The 22,873-nt window shown below is 38.8% G+C and carries 18 protein-coding genes; 14 read left to right on the forward strand and 4 right to left on the reverse strand.

Features of this window, described 5'->3' with window-relative positions:
* Window positions 1-140: 140 nt before the first annotated feature.
* Both JET18_RS12755 and JET18_RS12760 read right to left on the reverse strand, forming a co-directional pair.
* Window positions 141-776, reverse strand: a complete 636-nt coding sequence (locus JET18_RS12755) for a DUF417 family protein (RefSeq protein ID WP_202091592.1) — start codon at window positions 774-776, stop codon at window positions 141-143.
* Window positions 777-838: 62 nt separating this feature from the next.
* Entirely contained in the window at window positions 839-1,669 is an 831-nt protein-coding gene (locus JET18_RS12760) for an AraC family transcriptional regulator (protein ID WP_202091594.1), read from the reverse strand.
* A gap of 297 nt (window positions 1,670-1,966) precedes the next feature.
* Here JET18_RS12760 and JET18_RS12765 point away from each other — a divergent pair, with 297 nt between their 5' ends.
* From JET18_RS12765 to JET18_RS12795, 7 genes are all read left to right on the forward strand, one after another.
* On the forward strand, window positions 1,967-5,626 hold the full coding sequence (locus JET18_RS12765; RefSeq protein ID WP_202091596.1) for a hypothetical protein: 3,660 nt from the start codon (window positions 1,967-1,969) through the stop codon (window positions 5,624-5,626).
* Window positions 5,627-5,651: 25 nt separating this feature from the next.
* Window positions 5,652-7,208, forward strand: a complete 1,557-nt coding sequence (locus tag JET18_RS12770) for a hypothetical protein (protein WP_202091598.1) — start codon at window positions 5,652-5,654, stop codon at window positions 7,206-7,208.
* Between the two features lie 19 nt (window positions 7,209-7,227).
* Window positions 7,228-7,707 (forward strand): hypothetical protein, encoded by a 480-nt coding sequence (locus JET18_RS12775; protein ID WP_202091600.1) that lies wholly within the window; start codon window positions 7,228-7,230, stop codon window positions 7,705-7,707.
* A 62-nt stretch (window positions 7,708-7,769) separates the two neighbouring features.
* Window positions 7,770-9,983 (forward strand): hypothetical protein, encoded by a 2,214-nt coding sequence (locus JET18_RS12780; protein ID WP_202091602.1) that lies wholly within the window; start codon window positions 7,770-7,772, stop codon window positions 9,981-9,983.
* Between the two features lie 10 nt (window positions 9,984-9,993).
* Window positions 9,994-10,386 carry a hypothetical protein gene (locus tag JET18_RS12785; RefSeq protein WP_202091604.1) on the forward strand — a complete coding sequence of 131 codons (393 nt, stop codon included), beginning with the start codon at window positions 9,994-9,996 and terminating at the stop codon, window positions 10,384-10,386.
* A 64-nt stretch (window positions 10,387-10,450) separates the two neighbouring features.
* Window positions 10,451-10,819 carry a hypothetical protein gene (locus JET18_RS12790; RefSeq protein ID WP_202091606.1) on the forward strand — a complete coding sequence of 123 codons (369 nt, stop codon included), beginning with the start codon at window positions 10,451-10,453 and terminating at the stop codon, window positions 10,817-10,819.
* Between the two features lie 47 nt (window positions 10,820-10,866).
* Window positions 10,867-11,130 (forward strand): hypothetical protein, encoded by a 264-nt coding sequence (locus tag JET18_RS12795; RefSeq protein ID WP_202091608.1) that lies wholly within the window; start codon window positions 10,867-10,869, stop codon window positions 11,128-11,130.
* A 176-nt stretch (window positions 11,131-11,306) separates the two neighbouring features.
* Here JET18_RS12795 and JET18_RS12800 read toward each other — a convergent pair whose 3' ends face one another.
* On the reverse strand, window positions 11,307-11,804 hold the full coding sequence (locus tag JET18_RS12800; protein ID WP_202091610.1) for a hypothetical protein: 498 nt from the start codon (window positions 11,802-11,804) through the stop codon (window positions 11,307-11,309).
* 261 nt (window positions 11,805-12,065) lie between these two features.
* On the opposite strand from JET18_RS12800, the gene JET18_RS12805 reads away from it, so the two are divergent.
* The 6 genes from JET18_RS12805 (at window position 12,066) to JET18_RS12830 (ending at window position 20,949) form a co-directional block, all read left to right on the forward strand.
* On the forward strand, window positions 12,066-12,647 hold the full coding sequence (locus JET18_RS12805) for a DUF4840 domain-containing protein (RefSeq protein WP_202091612.1): 582 nt from the start codon (window positions 12,066-12,068) through the stop codon (window positions 12,645-12,647).
* Between the two features lie 95 nt (window positions 12,648-12,742).
* Window positions 12,743-13,309, forward strand: coding sequence for an RNA polymerase sigma factor (locus tag JET18_RS12810; protein WP_202091614.1), 567 nt, complete (start codon window positions 12,743-12,745; stop codon window positions 13,307-13,309).
* Window positions 13,302-14,708 carry an outer membrane beta-barrel protein gene (locus JET18_RS12815; RefSeq protein WP_202091616.1) on the forward strand — a complete coding sequence of 469 codons (1,407 nt, stop codon included), beginning with the start codon at window positions 13,302-13,304 and terminating at the stop codon, window positions 14,706-14,708. The genes JET18_RS12810 and JET18_RS12815 overlap by 8 nt, the downstream gene beginning before the upstream one ends.
* 43 nt (window positions 14,709-14,751) lie before the next feature.
* Complete coding sequence (locus JET18_RS12820) at window positions 14,752-15,714, forward strand: T9SS type A sorting domain-containing protein (RefSeq protein ID WP_202091618.1); 963 nt, start codon at window positions 14,752-14,754, stop codon at window positions 15,712-15,714.
* A gap of 180 nt (window positions 15,715-15,894) precedes the next feature.
* Window positions 15,895-17,430: a YifB family Mg chelatase-like AAA ATPase gene (locus JET18_RS12825; RefSeq protein WP_202091621.1), complete on the forward strand. Its 1,536-nt coding sequence runs from the start codon at window positions 15,895-15,897 to the stop codon at window positions 17,428-17,430.
* A gap of 414 nt (window positions 17,431-17,844) precedes the next feature.
* On the forward strand, window positions 17,845-20,949 hold the full coding sequence (locus JET18_RS12830) for a non-ribosomal peptide synthetase family protein (RefSeq protein WP_202091624.1): 3,105 nt from the start codon (window positions 17,845-17,847) through the stop codon (window positions 20,947-20,949).
* Between the two features lie 79 nt (window positions 20,950-21,028).
* Here JET18_RS12830 and JET18_RS12835 read toward each other — a convergent pair whose 3' ends face one another.
* On the reverse strand, window positions 21,029-22,252 hold the full coding sequence (locus JET18_RS12835; RefSeq protein WP_202091626.1) for a spondin domain-containing protein: 1,224 nt from the start codon (window positions 22,250-22,252) through the stop codon (window positions 21,029-21,031).
* Window positions 22,253-22,537: 285 nt separating this feature from the next.
* Between JET18_RS12835 and JET18_RS12840 the strand changes: the two genes are divergently transcribed.
* Window positions 22,538-22,744, forward strand: a complete 207-nt coding sequence (locus tag JET18_RS12840) for a bacteriocin-like protein (protein ID WP_202091628.1) — start codon at window positions 22,538-22,540, stop codon at window positions 22,742-22,744.
* Window positions 22,745-22,873 lie beyond the last annotated feature (129 nt).

Consider the following 22,873-nt stretch of genomic DNA (forward strand, 5'->3'; position numbering starts at 1 on the left):
TTTGTTCCCGGCACAGCTATCTTTATTTCCCTTAAGCCATAAGCCCGGCCCGGAAATTTCCGGGCCGGACTTATGAAATCAGGCGTAAGATTTACTTTATATACTTAAAATATCCGTATTTCTAACTGATAACTAAATGTTTAGTTCACAACAGCTTTTTTGTCGTTTCCTGTTATTAAAACCTTCTTTAAACTGTCTGAAAACAGCACCAATCCTGCGGCCATCATGATAATGTCTTTTAAAACCAGCCGCCCGGCTCCGGACAGATAGGGAAATCCAAAATGTGGAGTAGGAAGGTCGCCTCCCAAATCAGGAATATACACTTCGGGAGTCGTGATTAGGAAAGAGAGGGTTACAAAAGACATGAGAAACGTTAAAACTCCACCCAGAGCTCCAATCTTCGGAAACCAGATGCCAAGAAGAACCAGAATACCAATAATGATGATCATGGTTCCTAATCCATAGGAAAAGGTATACGTTCCGTTTTCCGTGTGCCAGCCGATGTTTTTCTTTATTGTTTTTCCTTCCGGGTTTTTATAGAGGGTATATTCTGAAACCATCTTCTGATCTTCATTCAATACTTTTTTACCGGCATTTTTATAGAAAAAACTCATGAAAGGGCTGTTGGCGACAAACGGAACAATTCCGTCAGCTTCATACTGAAAAGCCTTTAATCCTCCAATCCAGACCATCACGATGAATATGGAAATTCTCAGAAAATTCAGTGCATAAGAATCGAGTTTAACGAGCGCGCTGAGCATTTTGTTGTTCTGCATAAGATTTATTTTTCACAAAGGTATCCCGAAGCAGAATGGATAAAAATAGAGATATCAGGACATTACATGGATATTTTAGCCACGATGGAAATGCCGACTTTCTCCCGGTACTTTTTGGGTGAGCATCCTACAGATTTTTTAAAATACCGGCTGAAATAAAACTCATCATTAAATCCTAAGTCTGAAGCAATTTCCTTTACAGAACGGTACGTGAGATGGAGAAGCTTTTTTGATTCCAGAGTAATTCTTTCATTAATAAGCTGGCTCGGTGTTTTATTAAATTCCTTTTTTACGGCTTTGCTCAGCGTATTATTGGTAATATTAAGTTTTCCGCTGTAAAACGACAGTTCTTTTTCTTCTTTAAAATGAAGTTCCAGCAGCTTTTGAAATTCAGAAGCATTTTTATTGGGAATCCTTGAACCGGACGGCAGATCATCCGGATTTCCGCTTTTCTCCTTACTGCAAATAGCAAGTATCAGCTGGATATAGGTCTTGATGATGGATTCTGAGAAAAGATGTTTTTCAGAAAGCTCATGCCGGATATGCTCTAAAATACCGAGAATATAGCTGTAGTTCGCCTCACTGAGCTGTATGCTTGGGTTTAAATAGATATTATTGAACAAAAGTCCATTGCATGCGACTTCCTCTTTGTGGTACTCAATGCAGTAATAATCACCGTGAAAAGAAAGAATAAAGATTTCATCATCAGTATCTGATACCAACTTTAATTTTTGATACGGGCTAAGAAAAAGGACTGTAAAGTTTTCATAAGAATAATTGATCTGATCCACCGAAAATACTCCCGAACCTTTCAATAAAACCACGCAGTAATTCTCCGTATTAAAATCTGAAGGAAAACCTGACACATGATAGGATTGTATTGATACTGACATGGAATAAATATACGGAATATTCAGGATTTAACCGGATGATAATGATCAATTCCTTTATTCGGCGGGTTGGTAAGGACTGAAAATAGAATTGGAAAAATAATTCAGAATATATTTTCACACGTCAAGTTCTGTCGCTTCCGGCTCTGATATTTGCTTCAAGAAAACACACAATGAAAATCGACTTTAAAACACGGGGTGGACATCCTTTGCCGGAAACCACCTAAAAAAACAAGGCTCAAAACTGAAGGATGACGCAATGACTTCAATCGATACAAAAAACCAAAAAAATCACAAAAAATGAACAACATTGAAAACAATGCTGCCGGATTGCCGGCGGAAAATACACCGTCTCAGACACTATTCAGATTTGTAAGCTTAAGAAGCCCGCAGCTGTCTGATGAAAAAGAACAGGGTAAAAGGTTTATCCTTGCTCCGCAACAATTAAAAGATGACGACACCTTTTACAGACCGGTAGTAAGTGCTGTAGGCGCAAAACACAGAAAACGTCTTGAATGTGCAGCGGCATTCGCAAACAACCCAAAATGTATTTCTCCCGGCCCGAATAGTACCTATACCAGGGAGAGATTTAAAGTAATTTATGCAAAAGATTATCAGTTTGCAGTTTGGCTGGCAAGAAATAAAGAGACCTGTACTTACGATGAATTTACGGATAAGAAGTCTGAAATATATGGTAATCAGCTTTTTCCAACGCCTGAATCTGTTGATCTTTGGAATAACCTGATCTACCAGGTAATTGCCCAAAAGGATTTTTATGTCAAAGAAATGATGGTACAGATTCTTTTGGTACAACATGCATTTTCTGCAGCCAATGAAAAAGAGTTAAAACAATTACTCAATGCTAAAGTAGTCCTTCCAAAAGAATTAATGCTGGATGAAACGGATCCTTCAGGAGCTCAGACTCTTACAAAAGCGGCGGCAAGCGAGTTTACAGAAAGCTTTCCTACCGAGGAAATGAAAAAGCAGCAGCTTGTTTCCAAAGAAAAAGTAAAATTGGGACGTTATGAAAGCCTTGCCAAAAATTTTTCTCTTTTGGAAAAAAAGTACAGGGATGAATACCAAAAAGAATACGACATCCGGTTTGAAGAACATCAGCTGAGAATTGCTCCCATTATTCAAAAATATAATGATGATGTAGCAGCCAACAGAGCAAAATACTGCCCGGTAAGAGTTCCCGGTGAAGCTTATGATCCGAAAGATCCCTGCCAGCAAATTCCGAAAGTACCCGAACCTGTACTCCCTAAAATAGACTTCAGCTTTCGTCCTGAAATAGAAGCCGAATACCTTGTAAGTGTATTGAAACCTGAAAATCTGGACACTTTACTGGAGATTCTTAAGTTTGATTTTCAGCCCTCATTAAATCAGGAACGTGCAGCCGGTAGTGAAGTATCAGATCTTAATCAATTGCTGGAAGGAAGAAACACGTTTTCTGAGATCAATACACTGATTACCGAATCAACTGAACAGACCAACAGGGTGATTGCAGAAAATACTGAAACCGATACCGAAGTTTATACAAGCGTAGGAGGAGTTATTGTTCCTGTGGCAAAAGCAGCCGCTGCACCATTTACTTATCAGCTTTGCCCGGCAGATCTCTACAGATTTTATGGTCTTGATCTGTCTATAAGTGTCCCGGATGCTTCCTGGGATGTTTCGGGAGTATATCATGAGCTGACTTCCAATGTAGGAACCAAAACAGGAAGTTCTTTCGTAAAATCCAGAAATGGAAATATAATTTTCCTGAACAGTCTTTTAGGACAGGGAGTGGATTTCTCAGAATATGAAGGGGCATCTTTTTATATTAAGATTTATTTTACGAATGGAAGGGTAGCAGAATTTAAAGTGCCGAGAATTACCATAAAATCATGTGTTTCTTCCACATTTGAACTTCAGCCTGAAGACACTGGAAACCCACCGGTTGTTATTGATGACGAGCAGAACTTTATTCCTTCCGGATTTGGATTTAAACAGATCGGAATTGCAGATTATTTAAAGGTTGAGCAGAGTACTCATGCTTATGTAGAAGGCGAGGTAGCACATATTGAGAATATCATGGCAAGAGAGTACCGTGAGAAATCTACCCGAAAACTTAGAAGAAGCGAAAATACAACCACTTCATCTTCGGATACGGAAAGAGAACAGCTTTCTGATACCACTACCGCGAACCGTTTTGAAATGCAGTCTGAAGTTTCTAAAATTTTGCAGGAAGCCAATGACTTTTCAGGCTTTGCCAACGCAAACTTTAGCATTGGAGGATCGTATTCCATGAGTTTAGGCGCAAACTATGCCAACCACCGTTCAAAAGATGAAAGTACCAGACAGGCGGTTACCCAGGCTCAGGACATTACAGCAAGAGCGATGGACCGAATTGTAACTAAAGTTCATGAAGAAAGAATCGAAAAGATTATGGATGAATTCGAGGAAAACAATTCACACGGATTCGACAACAGAAAAGGCGATAAAAATGTAGTAGGAGTTTACCGATGGGTAGATAAGCTGATGAAGAACCAGATTTACAACTACGGAAAGCGTATGATGTTTGAATTCATGGTTCCGGAACCTGCAAAACTTCATTTATTGGGAATGACCTCTCAGAAAAATCCGGATCAGGTGAATTTAATTAAACCGGAAGACCCAAGAACATCATCAGTCATGCCGATGAAAAACTACGGAGATCTTAGTACGGATGCTGTTTTGAAATACTGGGTATCAAGGTACAATGTTGAAGTGCCTGAAAAACCGGTGGAAACGTACAGCATTGGAAAATCATTAAGTGGTCAGTTTACAGGTGATAACAGTGCGATTCAGCATGCTGCTTTTAAAGATGAAATTCAGATTCCGGACGGTTATGTAGCGGTAAGTGGTCTGGCGGGATATAGTGCCGCAGGAGACAGCAGCGAATCTGCAATGTGTATTATGATAGGAGATCAGGATTTCTTCCTTCATGGTTTCTGGTCACAGTTAAGATTTCACACAAGAAAACCTTTTGCTAAGCCTTATTCAAAAACAGTCCCTATTTCGGCTACTTTTTATGAGATTTTCTCAGGATCAGCGAACTGTCTTGTCGATCTTCAATTGACGCAGGAAGCTAAAGATGCCTGGTATCAGAAAGTATTTAAAGCCATTATGGATGCGTATGAAGATGCAATGGTAGAATATAACAATAAACTGACTGAAGAAAAAAATAAAGCAGTAGAGATCAAAGGAGCCAATCCTGCATTCTACCGCCAGATTGAAAATACCATTTTACGTAAAAACTGTATTTCTTACATGGCAGACAGGGCGCCAGGCTCTACCCACGGATATGGTCTGGAAGGATTAACCAGCGGTTCTTCTTTCAGCAGTTATGAAACGGTTTTAAATGCCAATTTGGATAAATATACGGCTTTTGTGAAGTTTATGGAGCAGGCTTTTGAATGGGAAAACCTTTCATACAACCTTTACCCATATTACTGGGGAAATAAACAGAATTGGCTGAACCTTTATCAGTCTGAGGATACTGATCCGTTGTTCAGAGCTTTCATGCAGAGCGGAATGGCAAGAGTAATTGTAACAGTCCGTCCGGGGTTTGAAGAAGTTGTACAATTCTATCTGGCCACAGGAAAAATCTGGAATGGCGGGGAGGTTCCTGTCATCGGGGACGAGCTTTACTTGTCAATTGCTGATGAAATGAAAGAACCAAAAGGCCTGAAGCAAGGAAAAGCATGGATCACAAGGCTTCCTACCGCTCTGAATATCCTTCAGGCAGAAAGTATCGGGCTAAAAGTAAGACATGCGCTGCCTTTCAGTACAGAGGACCCGGAAGAGTTTGAAGTGCCTTCTGAAGTGATTACAGAGGAGAAATTCAATTTTGAACCCAATACGAATCTTCTGGGTGTTCAGGAACCTGCAACATCTGTTGCGAAAGTAATTTCCGGGGATTGGCAGCAAATCAATTAATCACAATTAAATAAAAACAACAAATATGTCTACTATAGGAAAAATTATTAGAGTAAATGCATTACCTCCGCAAGGAGAAAGAGAAACCAATGTGATTTACCAAGTAGCTGCACCCGGTGCAGCTACTTATACAGACTATGCCATTGATGAAAATGGTGATATGAAAACACCCGCTACAGATCCTTCTGCTCAGGATCTTAAGGACAGCCTCGTTAAAATTTCTGATGTGGATCTGCTGGCAGAAGGATTTTCGAACCAGGCAGAATTCAATAAATACATGAATGAAGATCTGGATCAAAAGCTGAATATTCCGGTGGCTGACGGAAATGCTCAGAACTTTACAAAAGTTATAGGTTTGGATGCTAGCGGCAACACGGCAAAACTGCCTGCCGGGGATCTGGGGAAAAATGTTGCCAACTCCTCTCTGACTACAGTGTCCGGTGCCGGATTGACCTTAGGGGCAAACTGGTCGCTGAATACTTCAGGGCTTTATTATTCAATTACAGGATTGAGTGATGCTTCCAATGATTCCACCTTCAATACATTCTTATGTCAGGACTCTTCGGACCGTGTAAGAAAAACCAACGGAAAGAATATTCTTTTACAGCTTCCGAATGTTTTAACAGCAGCAGAAAAAGAGCAGTTCGGTCTGGCGTGGAGTAATCAGTACAGCAATGGATCTCTTAATGTATATTCCATCACCCCTTCTGTCTTTAAGCATGAACACACGGTAAAATATCTTGTGCTGCAAGGATTGAATTTAAATGTAAATCCTGTAAACACTTCAGTAAAATTTATACCACAGGAAAATCAATTGGGAGTTGGAGAAATTGATTGTTTAGGTTTTCAGACTTTTGCTGATGGAAAATCTATGGTGGTTACGGTATATGGAGATGCTCTTTCTGCCGGCCAGAGTTATAATATTGTGATCAGGACTTCAACGCCTATTGTTCAGGTGCATCGTACAACAAGTCTTGTTACCGTTTCATCTTCTTCCAGCAACTTTAATCTGAGTTCTATTGTGTGGTCAAAAAAGATCTATAATAATGCTGTTAATGATGGAGTATTTGGAAATGCAGGAGCTGGTCAGTATCAGAGTAATTCAAGTGTAAAAGCATATGCTAATGAAGCTACAATAATATCTGCTCTTAAATCTTCAAAAATTATAGAAGCCAATCAGGATTTTTATTTAAGTTTTGATGTTAGTGTAAATTTTGGACTTCCAGGCAGTACTATTCCATATCATTCTATTGGCTTGATGCTTAGTTCTACGCCATTGGATCTGTTAAATCTTAATATCGCAAGTTTAAGAGTCGTAGGAAGACAGGATTCATGGGGACGACAGGTCTATTTAGATAATAGTTCAATTGTACAGGCACAAGCTCCAGTAAATCCCGAAACCTTTAATTATACAATTATGAGAAGGGGGTCGGTGGTATATTTTGTTCTTGCAAGAAATGGAACAGTTCTCAATTACTCTAAAAGTATTTCAACAGATGCGCTTTCATTTGCCATGTTCAATACCAATATGAGCGTAAGCGCTAACATATCCTTCAATATCACAGAATTAGTCCTTTTTTAAATTTAAAATCACAACAATTATGAATCAACATTTAATAATACCGGAAAACATTAAGGAAATACTTAATAGCATTGAAAATACATCATTAAACCTGGCAGAATTGCCGCTCCAGGCACATCCAAAGCTTCCCCAATTCGAAAGAAGTATCCGGGTGCTGGATATTGACGCCAAGTCTAAACAGCAGTTTATCAGCTTCAGTTATGAACAGGTGCTGAAAGATAATGAAACCGGTGAAGAAATCAACATTGCTCTTCCTGCACCGCAGTGGGTAATCTATAGGGAAACATGGAGCTATCTCCGGGATAATTCCGGCGAATCCATTGAGCTGCCTCTGACAGAACCTGTAGATAGTATGGTTTCAGATAAGGTGAAAGTTCCCAGTTATCAGTATATGCTTTGGCTGCTGAAAAACAATAAAGTGGGCTTTACAGAGCTCCTGGCTTCTTATCTGAGTGAGTTTGTGAAAACCCATAAAGAAGAACTGGACAAGCTTTCCTGAAAAGGATAAATTGATGGCAGAGCGTAATGCTCTGCCTTTTTAAACACTTAAAAAAACATAAAATGGGTTTAGAAATATTAAACAATCCCTTATCAGGAAATTCTTTGAATTCCTTTTTAAAGGGTGACTCTGAGAAATTTCCCGGCTCTTCTTTTCCTGTTTTGGCTTCTCCTCCCGAACTTAAACAGCTTACGGCAAAACAGATTGCGAATACCTACTATAACGGGAAACCGGTATTGGAGGGCAATGGTTTTCAGATTTATTCGGATGAGCCTGTATTTGGTGGAGATATAGAAGAGATTGTTGTTTATAAAAGCAGATTCAGCCAGACGATTGGAGGAATTGATGTTGTTCTTTTTGCGAGTAAAAATGGAGCATTTCTTCTTCAGCGTTATATGGAGGCCCTACCAGACAGTAAACAGCTGATTCTTTTTCTGGAAATTAATGATGGGTATAATTACAGCACAGTAATGCGCGCTGTGGCAGGAGCAGATCTTACAAACAATAAAGAAGTACCGTTCAATGATATACTTACTTTTACAAGAAAGCATGAGGTTACAGTTCCTCCAAAAGCACTTGAAAGCCTTATAAAAAATGGAATTTATAGAAATAAAGTGAGCTTCGTCAGTTGGCTTTTGGGTTTAAAAGATGCCAGTGTAGGTCAGATATTTACCTTTTTTAAACAGGAAATATTAGAAGGGGCCGCCAACTTTTTTATAGAAGGTATTGCAGAAAATATAGAAAAGTTAAGGATTTCTGAAAATGGCTGGAATCCGGATGTAAAAGAAGGAGAGTATGATCCCGCTTTTATTCCTGATGTGCTTTTTAACGATCTTAAAAAATTTTATGAGCATCAAAGTTCGAGTAATCCATACGAAAATCTGGAAGGACAAAAGAAAATAAATACCAGAATTGTAAAAACCTTATTTGAAAAAGTAGATGGCATTAAAGCAGACTTTATTAATCTGCTGGCTAATGCTGAACATTTTTTTCCGGCTTTTATCTTTAAAAAAATAAAACAGTCAGTCAATCTGTTTTTCAACCAGATTGATAAGATAGAACAATTTCTGATTGATCCTCTTACCGGGATACAGCATATTATCTACAGAAGTTATCAGTCAGCTAATGCTTTTCTTTGTGGAATTTACAACAGTCTTATTGATATTATTGCCGGAATTTTTTCAATCATCGGATTTATTTTCAAAGCAGTGGCAGCAATGGATAAAGTGAATGACCGTAAAGTTGAATATGGGGAAATGTTCCTTGAGCTGATGGAAGATCTGATGGAAGGAATTATGAAGTTTGACTATGCAGATTTTTTTAAGCAGTGCATTATATTCCAGATTAAAACAGACTTCCGCCTGATAAAATGGGTAGAAGAAAAAGTGCCCCAGTTTACTATGGAAAAAGCCGCTTATTATTATGGTTACATTATTGGAATTATTATAGATCTTATTGTAGAGACACTTCTTACTGGTGGTGCTGCAGCGGTGGCAAAGCTTGCCCGGACTGTAGAAAGTTTTATCTTAAATCCTCTGGAAAAGATCTCCAAAGCAGTCACACAGGCCGGAAATTTTATGACGAGAATTCTGGAATTCATCAGCATGCTCCTCCGCGAATTTAAAAAAGGCACAAAAGAAATTTTTTCTAAATTAGGGAAAGTTTTAGATGAAGTCTTTGGCTTTGGTGATGAAGTGGCTGATCATGCTTTGACACCTGTGGAGAGAAGGGTGAAGGATAAGAAAAGAGTTCAGCAGGAAAGAATCGATAGAAAGAATGATGTTGAAAGAAAGAAACAAATAAAACAGAACAAAAAACGTTTTGAAGACTTTAAAGAGAAATGGGAAGGCAGATCAATTCTGGAACTAAGTAAAACAGAAATTGCAAATGCATTGAAGGGATATACAGAACAGGCTAATAAGGTAGCAAAGCTAATTGAGGAAGGAAAGATGAAATTTCAAATTTTAGAAGACGTGGAGTTTGAAAAAATGTTAATGCACTCTGGTGATACATTAGAGGAAGCTAGAGGAACAGCTGCTTTTTGTATTGATGATAAAACTTTTTATCGCGCATCTACACCAGCAGAAAATTTACTCAGTGAGTTTGTTCATGAAGGAACGCATGCCTTAGATCATTTTGAAGATTTTGTTGGAGATACATATCAATGGGAAAAACGTGCTTTTTTCCACGAAAGAGCTTTTCAAGAAGCAGTCGGTCTTGAGAAAGATTTTGATACGATCAGAGAAATGTTAGATTTTATTTATGTAAATTATTAAAAAATATACAATGAATATAGTTATTAAAGAATTACTAGATGAAATGATTCAATACAGGAAAGAAAGAAAGGCTATTAAATATTTACAAAAAGCCTTTGACGAAATGGGAGATGGAGAAATCTATTTTCCAATAGGTTATCTACTATCCTGGCATAAAGGTTATTTTTTTGGAGCTGAAAAGCCAGATATGTTTGAAATAGATAATGGAGCTGAATATCAAAGGAATGTAGAATTATTTGAAAGATGCCCAGAATTAAACGATATATTTTCAGTACATAAAGATCATATCGGCTGGTCTTCAGAGCTTTCCATGGAAGAACGAGATGAGATAAGAAATTATATTAACGAAAATTATACTGTACAAATTCGAATCAGAAGAGATGCCAGATTAAAGAATAAGTAAAATGCTGTTTACTAACTGTTTGCTAAAAGGAGGTTTTCTGGTCTAATATATTATTGAAACTTTGATGGAACATATTTTACCACTCAATCCAACTATAGAAAAGATGAGTAATACTGAGCTGGAGAAGAATTTTGTAAAGAAACCAGTTATTTTGGGCAGGCAAAACTACTATCCAGTATTTGCTAAAAGGATAAATGAGTTTAAAGATCTTCTTTTTTCCGAATTAATTGATATTAATAATATTAATGATTTTGTGATGGGGAACATAACCACTGCATGGTTGATTGCCATTGCAATATTAGACTATTCTGATAATGATTTTTATAAAACAGAAATGGTTGCATTAATTAAACAGAATTGGGATGATAAAAATTTAGAAAGTTTTCTGAAATATATTAAAAACGAAGAAAATTTTATAAAATATTTTAAATAACTTCAATTGCTTCTCAAGAATGATTTTTTGTTTATTTTTAATAAAAAATGATGAAAATTAAAGTTTTAGATTATTTTATCATTAATAAATCTAAACCCAACCAAAAAAACATCTTAGATGTCCATATAATAGAAGAAGGTCTTCTCATCAATAAGAATTTCATTAATAACGAAAAAAAACTATCTTTTGTTATTAGATCTGTAGGACATATAAACCCTTCTGTTGAGAATTATTATCCGGTAACTGTAGAAATAGATGCGGGTAATGATCTAAAAGATTACAAAGATCTGATTTTTACAGATTCTTTATAACGCAGAATATACTCTTGAAAATTAAAACTTCAAAAAACCAGCCGCCGCGAAACCTCACGGCGGCTGGTTACAATATAATAAACAACTCAAGATTCTCCTTAAAACAGATAAATAGCTGAATGCAGCTATTTATCTTACCAATGTACCAAAAAACTTATATGAGAAAAAACTAATGATTACTTGGCGGTATATGTAAAGTTCTTATTGATGTTCTGGCCGGCAGTTACCGTTGTATTTTCTACATTGGTTTCTACATTTCCGTTCATTTCTGTTTTATAGCTTAAGGAAATCGGGGCTCCGTCATGATTAAAGACGCTCACTCTCAAACTTCCGAAATTATAAGGTTTTACTGTTTCAAAGACATAGGTTTTGGTAGGGCCGGTAAAATCTGTGACATCCAGAAGAATATCATCTTCATTGCCCTGTGTGGTTCCGTTTACTTTCCATACAGGGGCTCCGTACTGGCTGGCATCATGGTTCCCGGCATTTACGGCAATATCCACCTGATCATTGGAATCAGCTCCGTTTACCGTTACAGTAACCTTCATGAGTGATTTTGCTGAAGAAGAATCGTTGTCATCGTCCTTGCTGCATGCTGTAAAAATACTTCCCAGTGAAGAAGTAATTAAAAGACCGAAAATAATTTGTTTTGCGTTGGGTGTTCTAAAATTCATGTTTTGTGAAAATTTCTTGGCAACAAATCTAAAGCAGGGAGAAGGGCAGTCCAATACAGAGAAATGAGGATTTTTGTCTACCCATATTTAGGTACATAAGCAGTTATTATTACTTTTTATGTGAATTTTATACTCATAATATCAGTGTGTTATGTAATTTTGTTTTAATTTTTTTCAAATTTCATGCAAGATTTTCCATAAAACGGGTTTTATAGATGAGTACTCACTATAATTAATGTTTAATGTTAAAAAAATAATGAAATGAAGAATTTAATTGTACTTAAAGTTATTACTGTGGTTTTGGCTGTATCAATCATCTTTTCCCTGTTCTCATGCATGAATGAGGACAGGATAGATGTACCGCCTGTAAAGCTCGAAGATATTAATGGGAACTACAGAGGAAGACTGATTACGGTACAGGGAGATCTCAGAAATGAAAAAGTGATAGACTTTAAAGTAAAAAAAGACAGTCTTACATTTCAGGAGTTTCCGGTTAAAGAAATTGTAGAGAAAGTAGTGAGCGATCCGGTAAAAGTACAGGCTGCGCTTACTGCCATGGGAAAGATCAAATATAAAATGAATTATACTTCGGTTTTAAATGCTGATAAAAATTGGGTTGAACTTACTTTTGCTCCCAAAACGCTGGAGCTTCAGATTCCGGTAGATGGAGTGATTAAGAAAACATTAGTTACCATGGAGCCAAAGCAGAAAGGTTATTTTGTAGGATTGGATTATACCCTTAGGTTTGTTTTCGCTGCAGAAAAAATTACTGTGAACGGAACAGAGCTTACTCCTTTTGAGCCTATTACTTATAATTTCCCTTATTGCGTAAAAATTAATTAATACAAAATGGCAGGAATAGATGGTGTTTCCCCGGATGCGGTCTATTTTTGCTTTATAAATGGAATCGGTTGCTAAAAAGCCGGGACTTTTCATACATGGAAGAAAACAAGGAGCAGATTTTGATCAGACGCCTTCTCACGAAGGAAGAAGCTGCCTGGAAAGAACTTTTCGGAACTTATTCCGGAAGTCTTGCCGGGGTCTGTACCCGTTATCTTCCCGGAAAAGATGATGTGCATGATGTTCTGCAAAACAGCTTTATCAAAATGTTCCGGTCCATAGAAACATTTGAATACAGAGGAGCAGGCTCACTCAAAGCCTGGATGATGAGGATTAGCATAAATGAAGCTTTAAAACATATAAAACAGAATTCCGGCATGACCACAGATGCAGACGTGGACGAATTTCCGGATATTGCTAATGATGAGGAGCCTGATCTTGAAGAAATTTCACAGGATGCCATTATGAAAATGATACATTCTCTTCCTGATGGCTACAGAACTGTTTTTAACCTGTTTGTATTTGAAAAGAAAAGCCATAAAGAGATTGCCGGGCTTTTAGGGATCGCAGAAAACTCTTCCGCCTCCCAGTTTCACAGGGCAAAAGGACTGCTTGCCCGGAAAATTAAAGAATATAAAATGTCAAAAGAAGCACAATATGAATAATCAGTGGTTAAATGATCTGCACAGGAAAATGGAAGACCACGAAGAGGATATTCCGGATGGGCTGTGGGATGATATTAAAAATGAGCTTTTTTCAGAAGAGGAAAAATCCGGGATGATAGTGGGAATGATGTCTGAAAACGATGAAAAAGAAACCGGGAAAATTATTTCTGAGAACCGCGGAAGATCCCTTCTGTACCGCATCAGTGGAATTGCGGCCGCTGTAGTGATGCTGTTCTTTACCGGAAAAATGCTGCTGGATATGAATGCTGAGAAAAAAGACCCGCTGATTACAAAAAGAGCCCAAAATGAAAATGACAATAAAAATAATGACTCAAAAGCTACAGAATCTTTAAAGCCGTCAAAGACAGATATTGCAGAATCTGCAAATACAGAATCAGGAGATCAATACAGCGGTCAGGGAAATATACTGCCGGAAAAAATTACTGTTGATAAGCTATTTAAAAATGTCTTCGGTAAAGAAATCATTGATCATAACAGGATATTAGAATCCACAACGAAAGAAAAAAGTTCGGAACTTTTAACGAAAGAACAGCCTTCTGTTTACACTCCGGCTCCTTCTGTAAATGAAAATCCGTGGGTGGAAGAAAAGAAGAAAACAGAAGAAATTTTTAATAATACAGAAGATCATCTTCCGGAAATATATGCCGCTAATAACCCTCAAAAGACTTCCGGAAAAAAGCCCAGAAAATGGATGCTGAGCATGCTTACAGGAAACGTTTCTTCCAACTCACCTGAACAAAAATTTCCGGGCTATACCTCCATGAGTGGAAGTCCTATGGCTTTCAGTGATTTTTGGAGCGCCACTACCGAAACGAATCCGCTTACGGAGGTCCTTCTGGCCAACCAGAGCAAAGAAGTGGAAGCGAGAATAAGACATAAAATTCCGGTCACTTTTGGGCTGTCTATGTATTACAGTCTTGGAAAAAAATGGGGAATAGGAACAGGGGTAAATTATACCAAGCTTATATCTGAGCTTCATTCCGGAAGCAATTCCAATTATATCAAAGGCGAGCAAAGCATTCATTATATAGGAATTCCGGTGCAGGTTAATTATAATATTATTCAGAAAGGACGCTTTACAGGATACGTAACCGGTGGAGTACTTGCCGAAAAAGCAGTGGCAGGGAAGCTTACCACGAAATATATAGTAAATGATGTGGTCCAGGAAACCCAGGAAGAGAAGATCAATATCAAGCCTGTCCAGTTTTCAGTTAATTCTGCAGTAGGACTTCAGATGAAAATTATTGATAAGATCGGGGTATATGCAGAACCGGGAATCGGGTATCATTTCAAAAACGAAAGCGAGCTTAATACCATTTATAAAGAAAAACCATTAAACTTTAATATGAAGTTCGGAATCAGGGTGTTACTGGACTAAAAGTTTTACATAAAAACCAAATCAAACCATAAAATATTTAAATATGAAACCAAAACTAATTTTTTTGGCTGTTCTTTTCATGGCCTTTCTGAATCTAAAAGCACAGTGTAATCCCACCATTACCAGCCCCAGACTTGGGGTGCAGTTTGCTGATAAGATCGTCTTCTGCAACAGCGAAACGGAAACCCTTTCCACTCAAACCTTCGGAAGCTACCAGTGGTATAAACAGGAATGGACATGGCAGACCCCAAATACCAATCCCTGGGTTGCTGTTCAGGGAGCGACTTCACAAACATTAACCATCAATGGAACGGATGATCAGCTGTACTATTTTAAAGTAGCCGTTACCCAAGGAGATTGTATCGCAGAAAGTCCTGCGGTGATGGCAGACGGATTTGCCTATGCGCTTCCAGCAATGATCAGTACCATGACTCCCGGAACTTTCGAAGTGGTAGGGCAGGGAGAGCTTAATGTATGTAACGGAGCCTCTGTAAAATTCGATGATGCCTTTCCTGTCCTGTATGGAAAGCACGTCTGGTACCGGTGTGCTCCCAATAGTCCGCCGCCTTCTCCAGGAGATCCTTGTGTGATTAATGGGGTGACAGGAGACACTTATATTGCCACCCAATCCGGAGAATACGGATTTTACGCATGCACCGAATATTGCCCGGACCAGTGTGAATTTTTAGGAACCGGAAACTTTGTGAAAGTGAATTTCGGCAACTGGGCATTCTGCAATCTTGGGACTGATGAAACAAAACCCAAGGACAACAGCCTCAAAATTTATCCGAATCCTACCGCACAGTTCCTTTATATCGGAAAAGAGTCGGATAAGGTGTACAAGGAGATTTCCATTATCGATATGTCCGGAAAAAGAGCTCTTCAAAAAAGCAATCACCGTTTTAATGAACCGTTGGATGTGAGTGCACTGGTTCCCGGGAATTACATCATTGTTTCCACAGATTCCGAAGGAAATACCTATAAGAATAAGTTCATAAAGAAATAAATAATATCCATCCTGAGTTAGTTTTTTTTAATCGCTGATAAGCCGGTACAGAGTGTGTCTGTACCGGTTTGTCTTTTTTGTGGATTTTTTTTCAAAAACTTACCTGGAATCATAAAAACATAAGTTTTAAAACGGATTTTTTGAAAAAATATATTATTTACTTTTACAAAAAACACAATCATGCTGGTAAAAATTTACGGGAGCGCAATCCACGGGGTTGCCGCGCAGACCATTACCATTGAAGTCAATGTAGATACCGGAGGAGTAGGCTACCATCTTGTGGGGCTTCCCGATAATGCCATTAAAGAAAGCAGTTACAGAATCTCTGTGGCATTGAGAAATGTAGGTTTTAAAATCCCGGGAAAGAAAATTACCATCAATATGGCGCCCGCAGATCTTCGCAAAGAAGGGGCGGCATACGATCTCAGCATAGCCATTGGAATTCTGGCAGCCTCAGACCAGATCCTCGCAGAAAATATTCAGAGCTATATCATCATGGGTGAGCTGTCGCTGGATGGCAGCCTTCAGCCCATAAAAGGAGTGCTTCCTATTGCTATTCAGGCACGGGAAGAAGGCTTTAAAGGCATTATCCTGCCCATGCAGAATACCCGTGAAGCTGCTATCGTAGACAATCTTGAAGTGTACGGAGCAGAAAATATAAAAGAAGTTATCGATTTTTTTAACGAAGGGAAACCTATTAAAAGGATAGAACTCGATACCAGAAAAGAATTTCAGCAGAAAATGAATGATTTCCCATTTGATTTTTCTGAGGTTAAAGGCCAGGAAACGGCAAAAAGAGCGATGGAAGTAGCGGCGGCCGGCGGACATAACATTATTTTGATCGGCCCTCCCGGTAGCGGAAAAACAATGCTGGCCAAAAGAGTTCCCGGAATTCTGCCTCCTTTGACCCTGAAAGAAGCTCTGGAAACTACAAAAATCCATTCCGTAGCAGGTAAAATGGGAGCGGAAACATCACTCATGACGGTGAGACCTTTTCGTTCCCCGCATCATACTATTTCAGATGTTGCTTTGGTAGGAGGGGGAAGCTATCCACAGCCCGGCGAAATTTCTCTGGCTCACAACGGAGTTTTGTTTCTGGATGAAATGCCGGAATTTAAAAGAACCGTTCTGGAAGTTATGAGGCAGCCGCTTGAAGACCGCGAAGTAACCATTTCCAGAGCCAGGTTTACCGTAAATTATCCTGCGAGCTTTATGCTCATCGCTTCCATGAATCCCAGTCCCAGCGGATTTTTCCCTGATGATCCGGGCAACACCTCATCTGTGTATGAAATGCAGCGGTATATGAATAAACTTTCAGGTCCTTTATTAGATAGAATTGATATTCATATTGAGGTTCAGAAGGTTGAATTTGAACAGTTGACGGAAAAAAGAAAAGGAGAAAAAAGTTCAGAGATCAGGGACCGTGTGTTGAAAGCTCGCAGCATTCAGAATGAACGCTATAAAGATCTTAATATCAGTTATAATGCCCAGATCGGGCCAAAAGAAATTGAAAAATTCTGCGCTCTGGATGATACTTCATTTAATCTCATCAAGATGGCTATGGAGAAACTTAATCTTTCGGCCAGAGCCTACGACCGTATTTTAAAAGTGGCCAGAACAGCTGCTGATCTGGAAGGAACCGAAAATATCCTTTCGCATCATATTTCAGAAGCTATACAGTACAGAAGCCTGGACCGGGAATTCTGGAATGTTTGATTTCGATATTCTCAAAAATAATAATTTAAGATTTCATTTTTTATTAAATTGGAAAATACTTTTTATTTCCACATTTATAAAATTGAAATGACCTTAATTCACTTTGCTATAAGTCAAAAGATAAAAATTAATCCACAGTTCTAATTCTCAGTGACGGGAAAAATTTAAGCATTGTTAGTCTTCATTGTTAAATATTATGTTAAATTTGATTACCAAATTTTTAAAAATATTGCATTATGAAAGAAAAATTAATCAATACGACTTAGTGCTTTCATCTTTAACAGCAAAGACAAAGAATGAATTCTATTTTTTGTTAGGGATCCTGTAATAGACTGTTTTTTCAAATAGGTCTAGAGTTCTGCTATAACGCAGATCATCGGAATTGATCATCAAACCAAACCAAAAAAAACTAATATGCCAAATACAACATCAACGCCATCGGGCCAGCCCGTTGGTTTACCCGTCCTTTTGTCTCCTGAAGACAGAGAAAAAATGCTCAACGAGTTCAATACAACCAATTGGGTGTACTCCAAAGAAGAAACACTGCTTTCTCTTTTCAAAAAACAGACGCTTCTCCATCCGGATCATCCGGCTGCAATTTATCGGCATCTCCAGATCAGCTACAGAGAACTTGATGAGAAAAGTAATCAGCTGGCCAATATCCTGCTTCAGAAAGGAATAAAAGAAGGAATGTTTGTTCCCGTATGGCTGGACCGTTCATTAGAGTGGCTGGTTGCTATCCTCGGAATTGTAAAGACCGGAGCAGCCTATGTGCCTATTGATCCGTCTTATCCCGTAAAGCGTGTAGAATTTATTCTTGCAGACACCTCAGCTGAAATCCTGATTACTGATACTACACGAGGAAATTCATTAACAACAGGGATTAGCACAGAAATTTTTAATCCGGATCAGGAAAATCTTTCCCAAGCCTCCCCGGAACAGCCTCATATTACTTTGCATCAGGATGCATTAGCTTATACAATTTACACTTCGGGGTCCACCGGAACTCCGAAAGGGGTTATGATTACCCATCACAGCATTCAGCATCTGGTGACCTGGCACAACCAGTATTTTCATGTTGATCAAACCTCACGCCTTACTCTTGTTGCAGGACTGGCCTTCGACATCTCAGTCTGGGAAACCTGGTCGGCATTGGCGGCTGGTGCAATACTTTTTATCGCAGACAATGAAGACCGGACTGGAGGGCAGGAACTTGTGAATTTTTTCCGTAAAAACAGAATTACACACGGATTTGTTCCCTCTGTTCTTGTTCCTTCTTTTGTTGAAAAATCTCAAAGCAGCAACGATCTTACGCTGAGGTACCTTTTTACCGGTGGTGAAAAGCTTAAACCCGTCCTGACAAGCGAATTAAACTATGAATTGATTGATTATTACGGCCCTACAGAGTGTACGGTGTATGCAACTTTCAAAAAAGTGAAAGATGTAAACGGACAATATGTGTCTTCAATCGGGAGACCCGTTGCCAATGCAAAGGCTTATATTTTAAGCGAACATCAGGAATTGCTGCCCGTGGGAGCTACCGGAGAACTGTACATTGGAGGAAATCTTCTGGCTAAAGGATATCTTAATAATGAAGAACTTACAGCGTCCAGATTTGTTCACAATCCATTCAGGGAAAATGAAAAGCTGTACCGTACCGGAGACCTTGCCCGCTGGAAACCGGATGGAGAGATTGAGTTTTTAGGAAGAATAGACAATCAGGTGAAAATTCGTGGTTTCCGGATAGAACTGGGCGAAATCGAACGCACGCTTATACGTCTGGAAGGCATACACGAAGCGGCAGTAATTACCAATGATCATGAAGGAAGCAATAAATATATAGCAGCTTTTATTGTCCCAAAACCAAGTGAAAAAATAGATACAGCCAGGGTAAGACAGCAGCTGAAAGAAGAACTGCCGGGCTATATGATTCCCGCTCAGATCATCAGTATTGAGAAAATACCTCTTACTGCCAACGGAAAAACAGATAACCATTTCCTGAAGGAGCTTGCCGGCAAAGAAGCGAAAGAACTCATCGCTACAGAGCCACCGACCAACGAAACGGAAAGGATTATTGCAGACATCTGGGCAGAGGAATTGGGACGCCCGGTGATTAATATTACAGACAATTTCTTTGATATTGGCGGAAATTCACTTCTTGTGGCTATCGTTGCTACAGAATTGAATTCGAAATTTGAGACGAAGGTTTACATGCGGGATATTTACCAGTTTCCTGTGCTTAAGCAGCTCGCCGATGAATTGATTTCCAGAGCAAAAAAAGTCCGTGAAGCTCTTCCTGAAGAAGATGTGGAACCTTATGTTGCCTTGCAGCAGGATGTTTATCTGGCTCCGGGAACCGTTTTTGCAGGAGGTTTTGATCCGAAGCAGCTGGAAAATCCTAAAGCTATATTTTTAACAGGCGTAACGGGATTTGTAGGAATTCATCTGCTTCAGGAGCTTCTCGATACAACCCAGGCGGATATTTACTGTCTTGTGCGGGCTCAGGATGAATTTCATGCTATTGAGAAAATAGACCGTTGTTATCATCAGTTTCATATCGTCCGGAATGAAGCACAAAAACCACGGATTATTCCTGTGATAGGAGATTTGTCGCTTCCGTCGTTAGGTCTTTCTGACGAAAAGTTTAAAAGCCTGGCAGGTATGCTGGATCTTATTTATCATTCAGGCAGCTCCGTTAATTTTATTGAGCCCTATTCCTATATGAAAGCCCCGAATGTGGAAGGATTAAGAGAAATTATAAAACTCGCAGGTGCAGAAAGAACCAAATGTCTGGCCCTGCTGTCTACTATTTCCGTTTATAGCTGGGGACATGTATTCACGGGGAAAAAAGTGATGCTGGAAAGTGATGATATTGGGCAGAATCTGATGTCTGTAAGTAAAGACATCGGTTATGTAAGAAGTAAATGGGTGATGGAAGCTGTGGCAGATCTCGCGGCTAAAGAAGGTCTTCCTTTGATCACCTATCGTCTCGGTTATGCCATGTGTCACAGTGAAACAGGTGCCAGTGCACCTTATCAATGGTGGTCCGGACTGGTGAAAAACTGTGTTGAATTTAAATCTTATCCTTTATTGAAAGAATTAAGGGAAGGATTGATCACGGTAGATTATATGACGAGATCCATGGCCCATATCACAAAGAATAAAGAGGCAGTCGGTAAAAAATTCAACCTCATCGCAAGGCCTGAAACCAATCTCACCCTGGAAAATTTCTTCGACCTTCTGAAGAAATACTATCCGTTTACATTGGAAGGCCTTCCGTATAAAGAATGGAGAAAACAGTGGGAAGATGACAGCAGAAACCGTCTCTATCCGCTTACCAGCCTGTTTAAGGATAATATGCATGAAGGACTTTCCACGGTAGAACTCTATCAGGACACTTATGTCTGGGATTGCTCGAACGTTATTCAGTTTCTGGAAAATTCCGGAATTGAGGAGCCGGTATTTGATAAGAAAATGCTGGATTCTTATCTGAAATACTTAGGAATTGAAGCCATATAGTCCTTGTTTTTAGCATAAATACCAGACAGCGGAACTGTCTGGTATTTTAATGAATTGAATCTGAATGCTTTTCTGGATACTAATCAACCGTTACTTTTATAATATTCTGTACTGCAGGAACCGGGAATACATTTCCAACTTTAGCGATAGCTTTATTTTCACTCTGCGGTGTGCCTCCGAATAAAGCCTGTCTGTTTCCTGCTCCGGGATATTGGTCCACACCCGTTCCGGAATCAAAAAGTGAGGTTTTTGAGGTAAGATCGCCTTTTGTATTGGCATCAATGCTTTGTTCATTAGCATAAAACCAGTCATTGGAAAAACCAAACATCGTTACATAAGCTATTTTATCTCCGGGTGCAGCTGTAAACTGAGTCATAACCTTGCTTCCCGGAGCTACAGGTGCATTGCCTGCAATATAAACTCCCTTAACGTTCGGTAATGTTTTAAGGCTGTTCTGAAGTTTTGAAACATTTCCCATCTGAGCAATTTCTTTTAAGCCTTTTCCTGCGTCCGTTTGTCCCAACTCGTATACAGGATTCTTATCACCACTATAAACAACAACCAAAGCAGGGGAGAGCCCCGTCATAATCCCTGTGTTTGCATTAAGTTTAGTCACCATTTTATTGATATTTCCCATTTGAGCAATATCTGTAATTTCAGGATTTGACAAAGTATTTGCTGTGAAAAAAGGAGTGCTGTTCAGAAGCTGCATTCCGTTATAATTTGAAACAGCCCATACTCCTGGCGAAAATGGAGTTTCGTTGGCTGTTCCTCCGGAATTATTGCTGATGGTTAAAGTAAATTCTGAAGACACCTCATTATAGGAAAGATTCAGTTTCATCAGCTGGGAAGCATTCACATTCGGAACGGGAGCAATAAGGTTGCTTTCCGGCAGCCCGGTAGTATTGTTTTTTGTTCCGTTGTCCCACAATAAAACCTCTGAAGAAACATCTCCCGTGATGGCATTTCCATTATTGTCAAAAAGCTTAATTCCGGGTTGCTTAGAGGCAAAAAACCAGTCTTTAGAGGCGCCATACATGGTTGCGAACATCAGCGATTGTGCTTTTCCTGCACTGAATGTAATGGAAACCGACTGCCCCGGTAAAATCACTGGATTTCCTGTCCCCTGAAAACTTCCGCTTTGAACAAAATCTTTTGCTGCAGTTACATTTTCAAAGGTAATGGTTCTTTGGACAGAACTGCTTCCCATCATCATATCATCATCGTCACTGCAAGAAGTAAGGATAAAAGCAGCTGCAATTCCTAATGCCAGTGACGCTGTTTTGAATACTGTTTTTTTCATAAATAAAATTTTTGTTATTATTATTTGTTACATAACTACTGTCGGGAAGGTTGGTAAATCCTGACAGGAATTTATTCATTTTATTTTAACTGATTGAAAATCAGTTAATTTGTTTTTTGTCTGGAATTTTATTAAATCTATTTTTACATTTTTTATATAATGATTGGTAAGTGATTAAAAATCAGGCTGTAATTTTATTATGTAATAAATTATTTCTACATTTAGAGAAATAAAGCGTTACCCGAAAAGCTTACAGAGTAGGGATCACAGAATTAATAACTACATATGAAAAATCTAAAAAAATTAACAAGAGAAAACATGAGATCTGTAAATGGTGGATTTGCATGCTACTGCGGCAGCGTGTATAAAGGAGAATATACATCCGTTTCGGCATGTGCCAGTGCGTGTGGAGTAAGTACAGGAACTACGACGACTACCAACCCGTCTCCAACGACGACCACTACACCATCTACATCTGTATTTACAAAGTAACTAAAAAGAAATACTTTTTTTAAACTGCCCTTAGCTTAGCTTTGGGCAGTTTTTATATTAGCAATAAATTATAATACGTCGGGTTTTGTCGTTGTGGCGGGTGATATTTGCAGTATAGATAGATAAGTA

The sequence above is a fragment of the Chryseobacterium endalhagicum genome (genome assembly GCF_016745235.1).
GTDB lineage: Bacteria > Bacteroidota > Bacteroidia > Flavobacteriales > Weeksellaceae > Chryseobacterium > Chryseobacterium endalhagicum.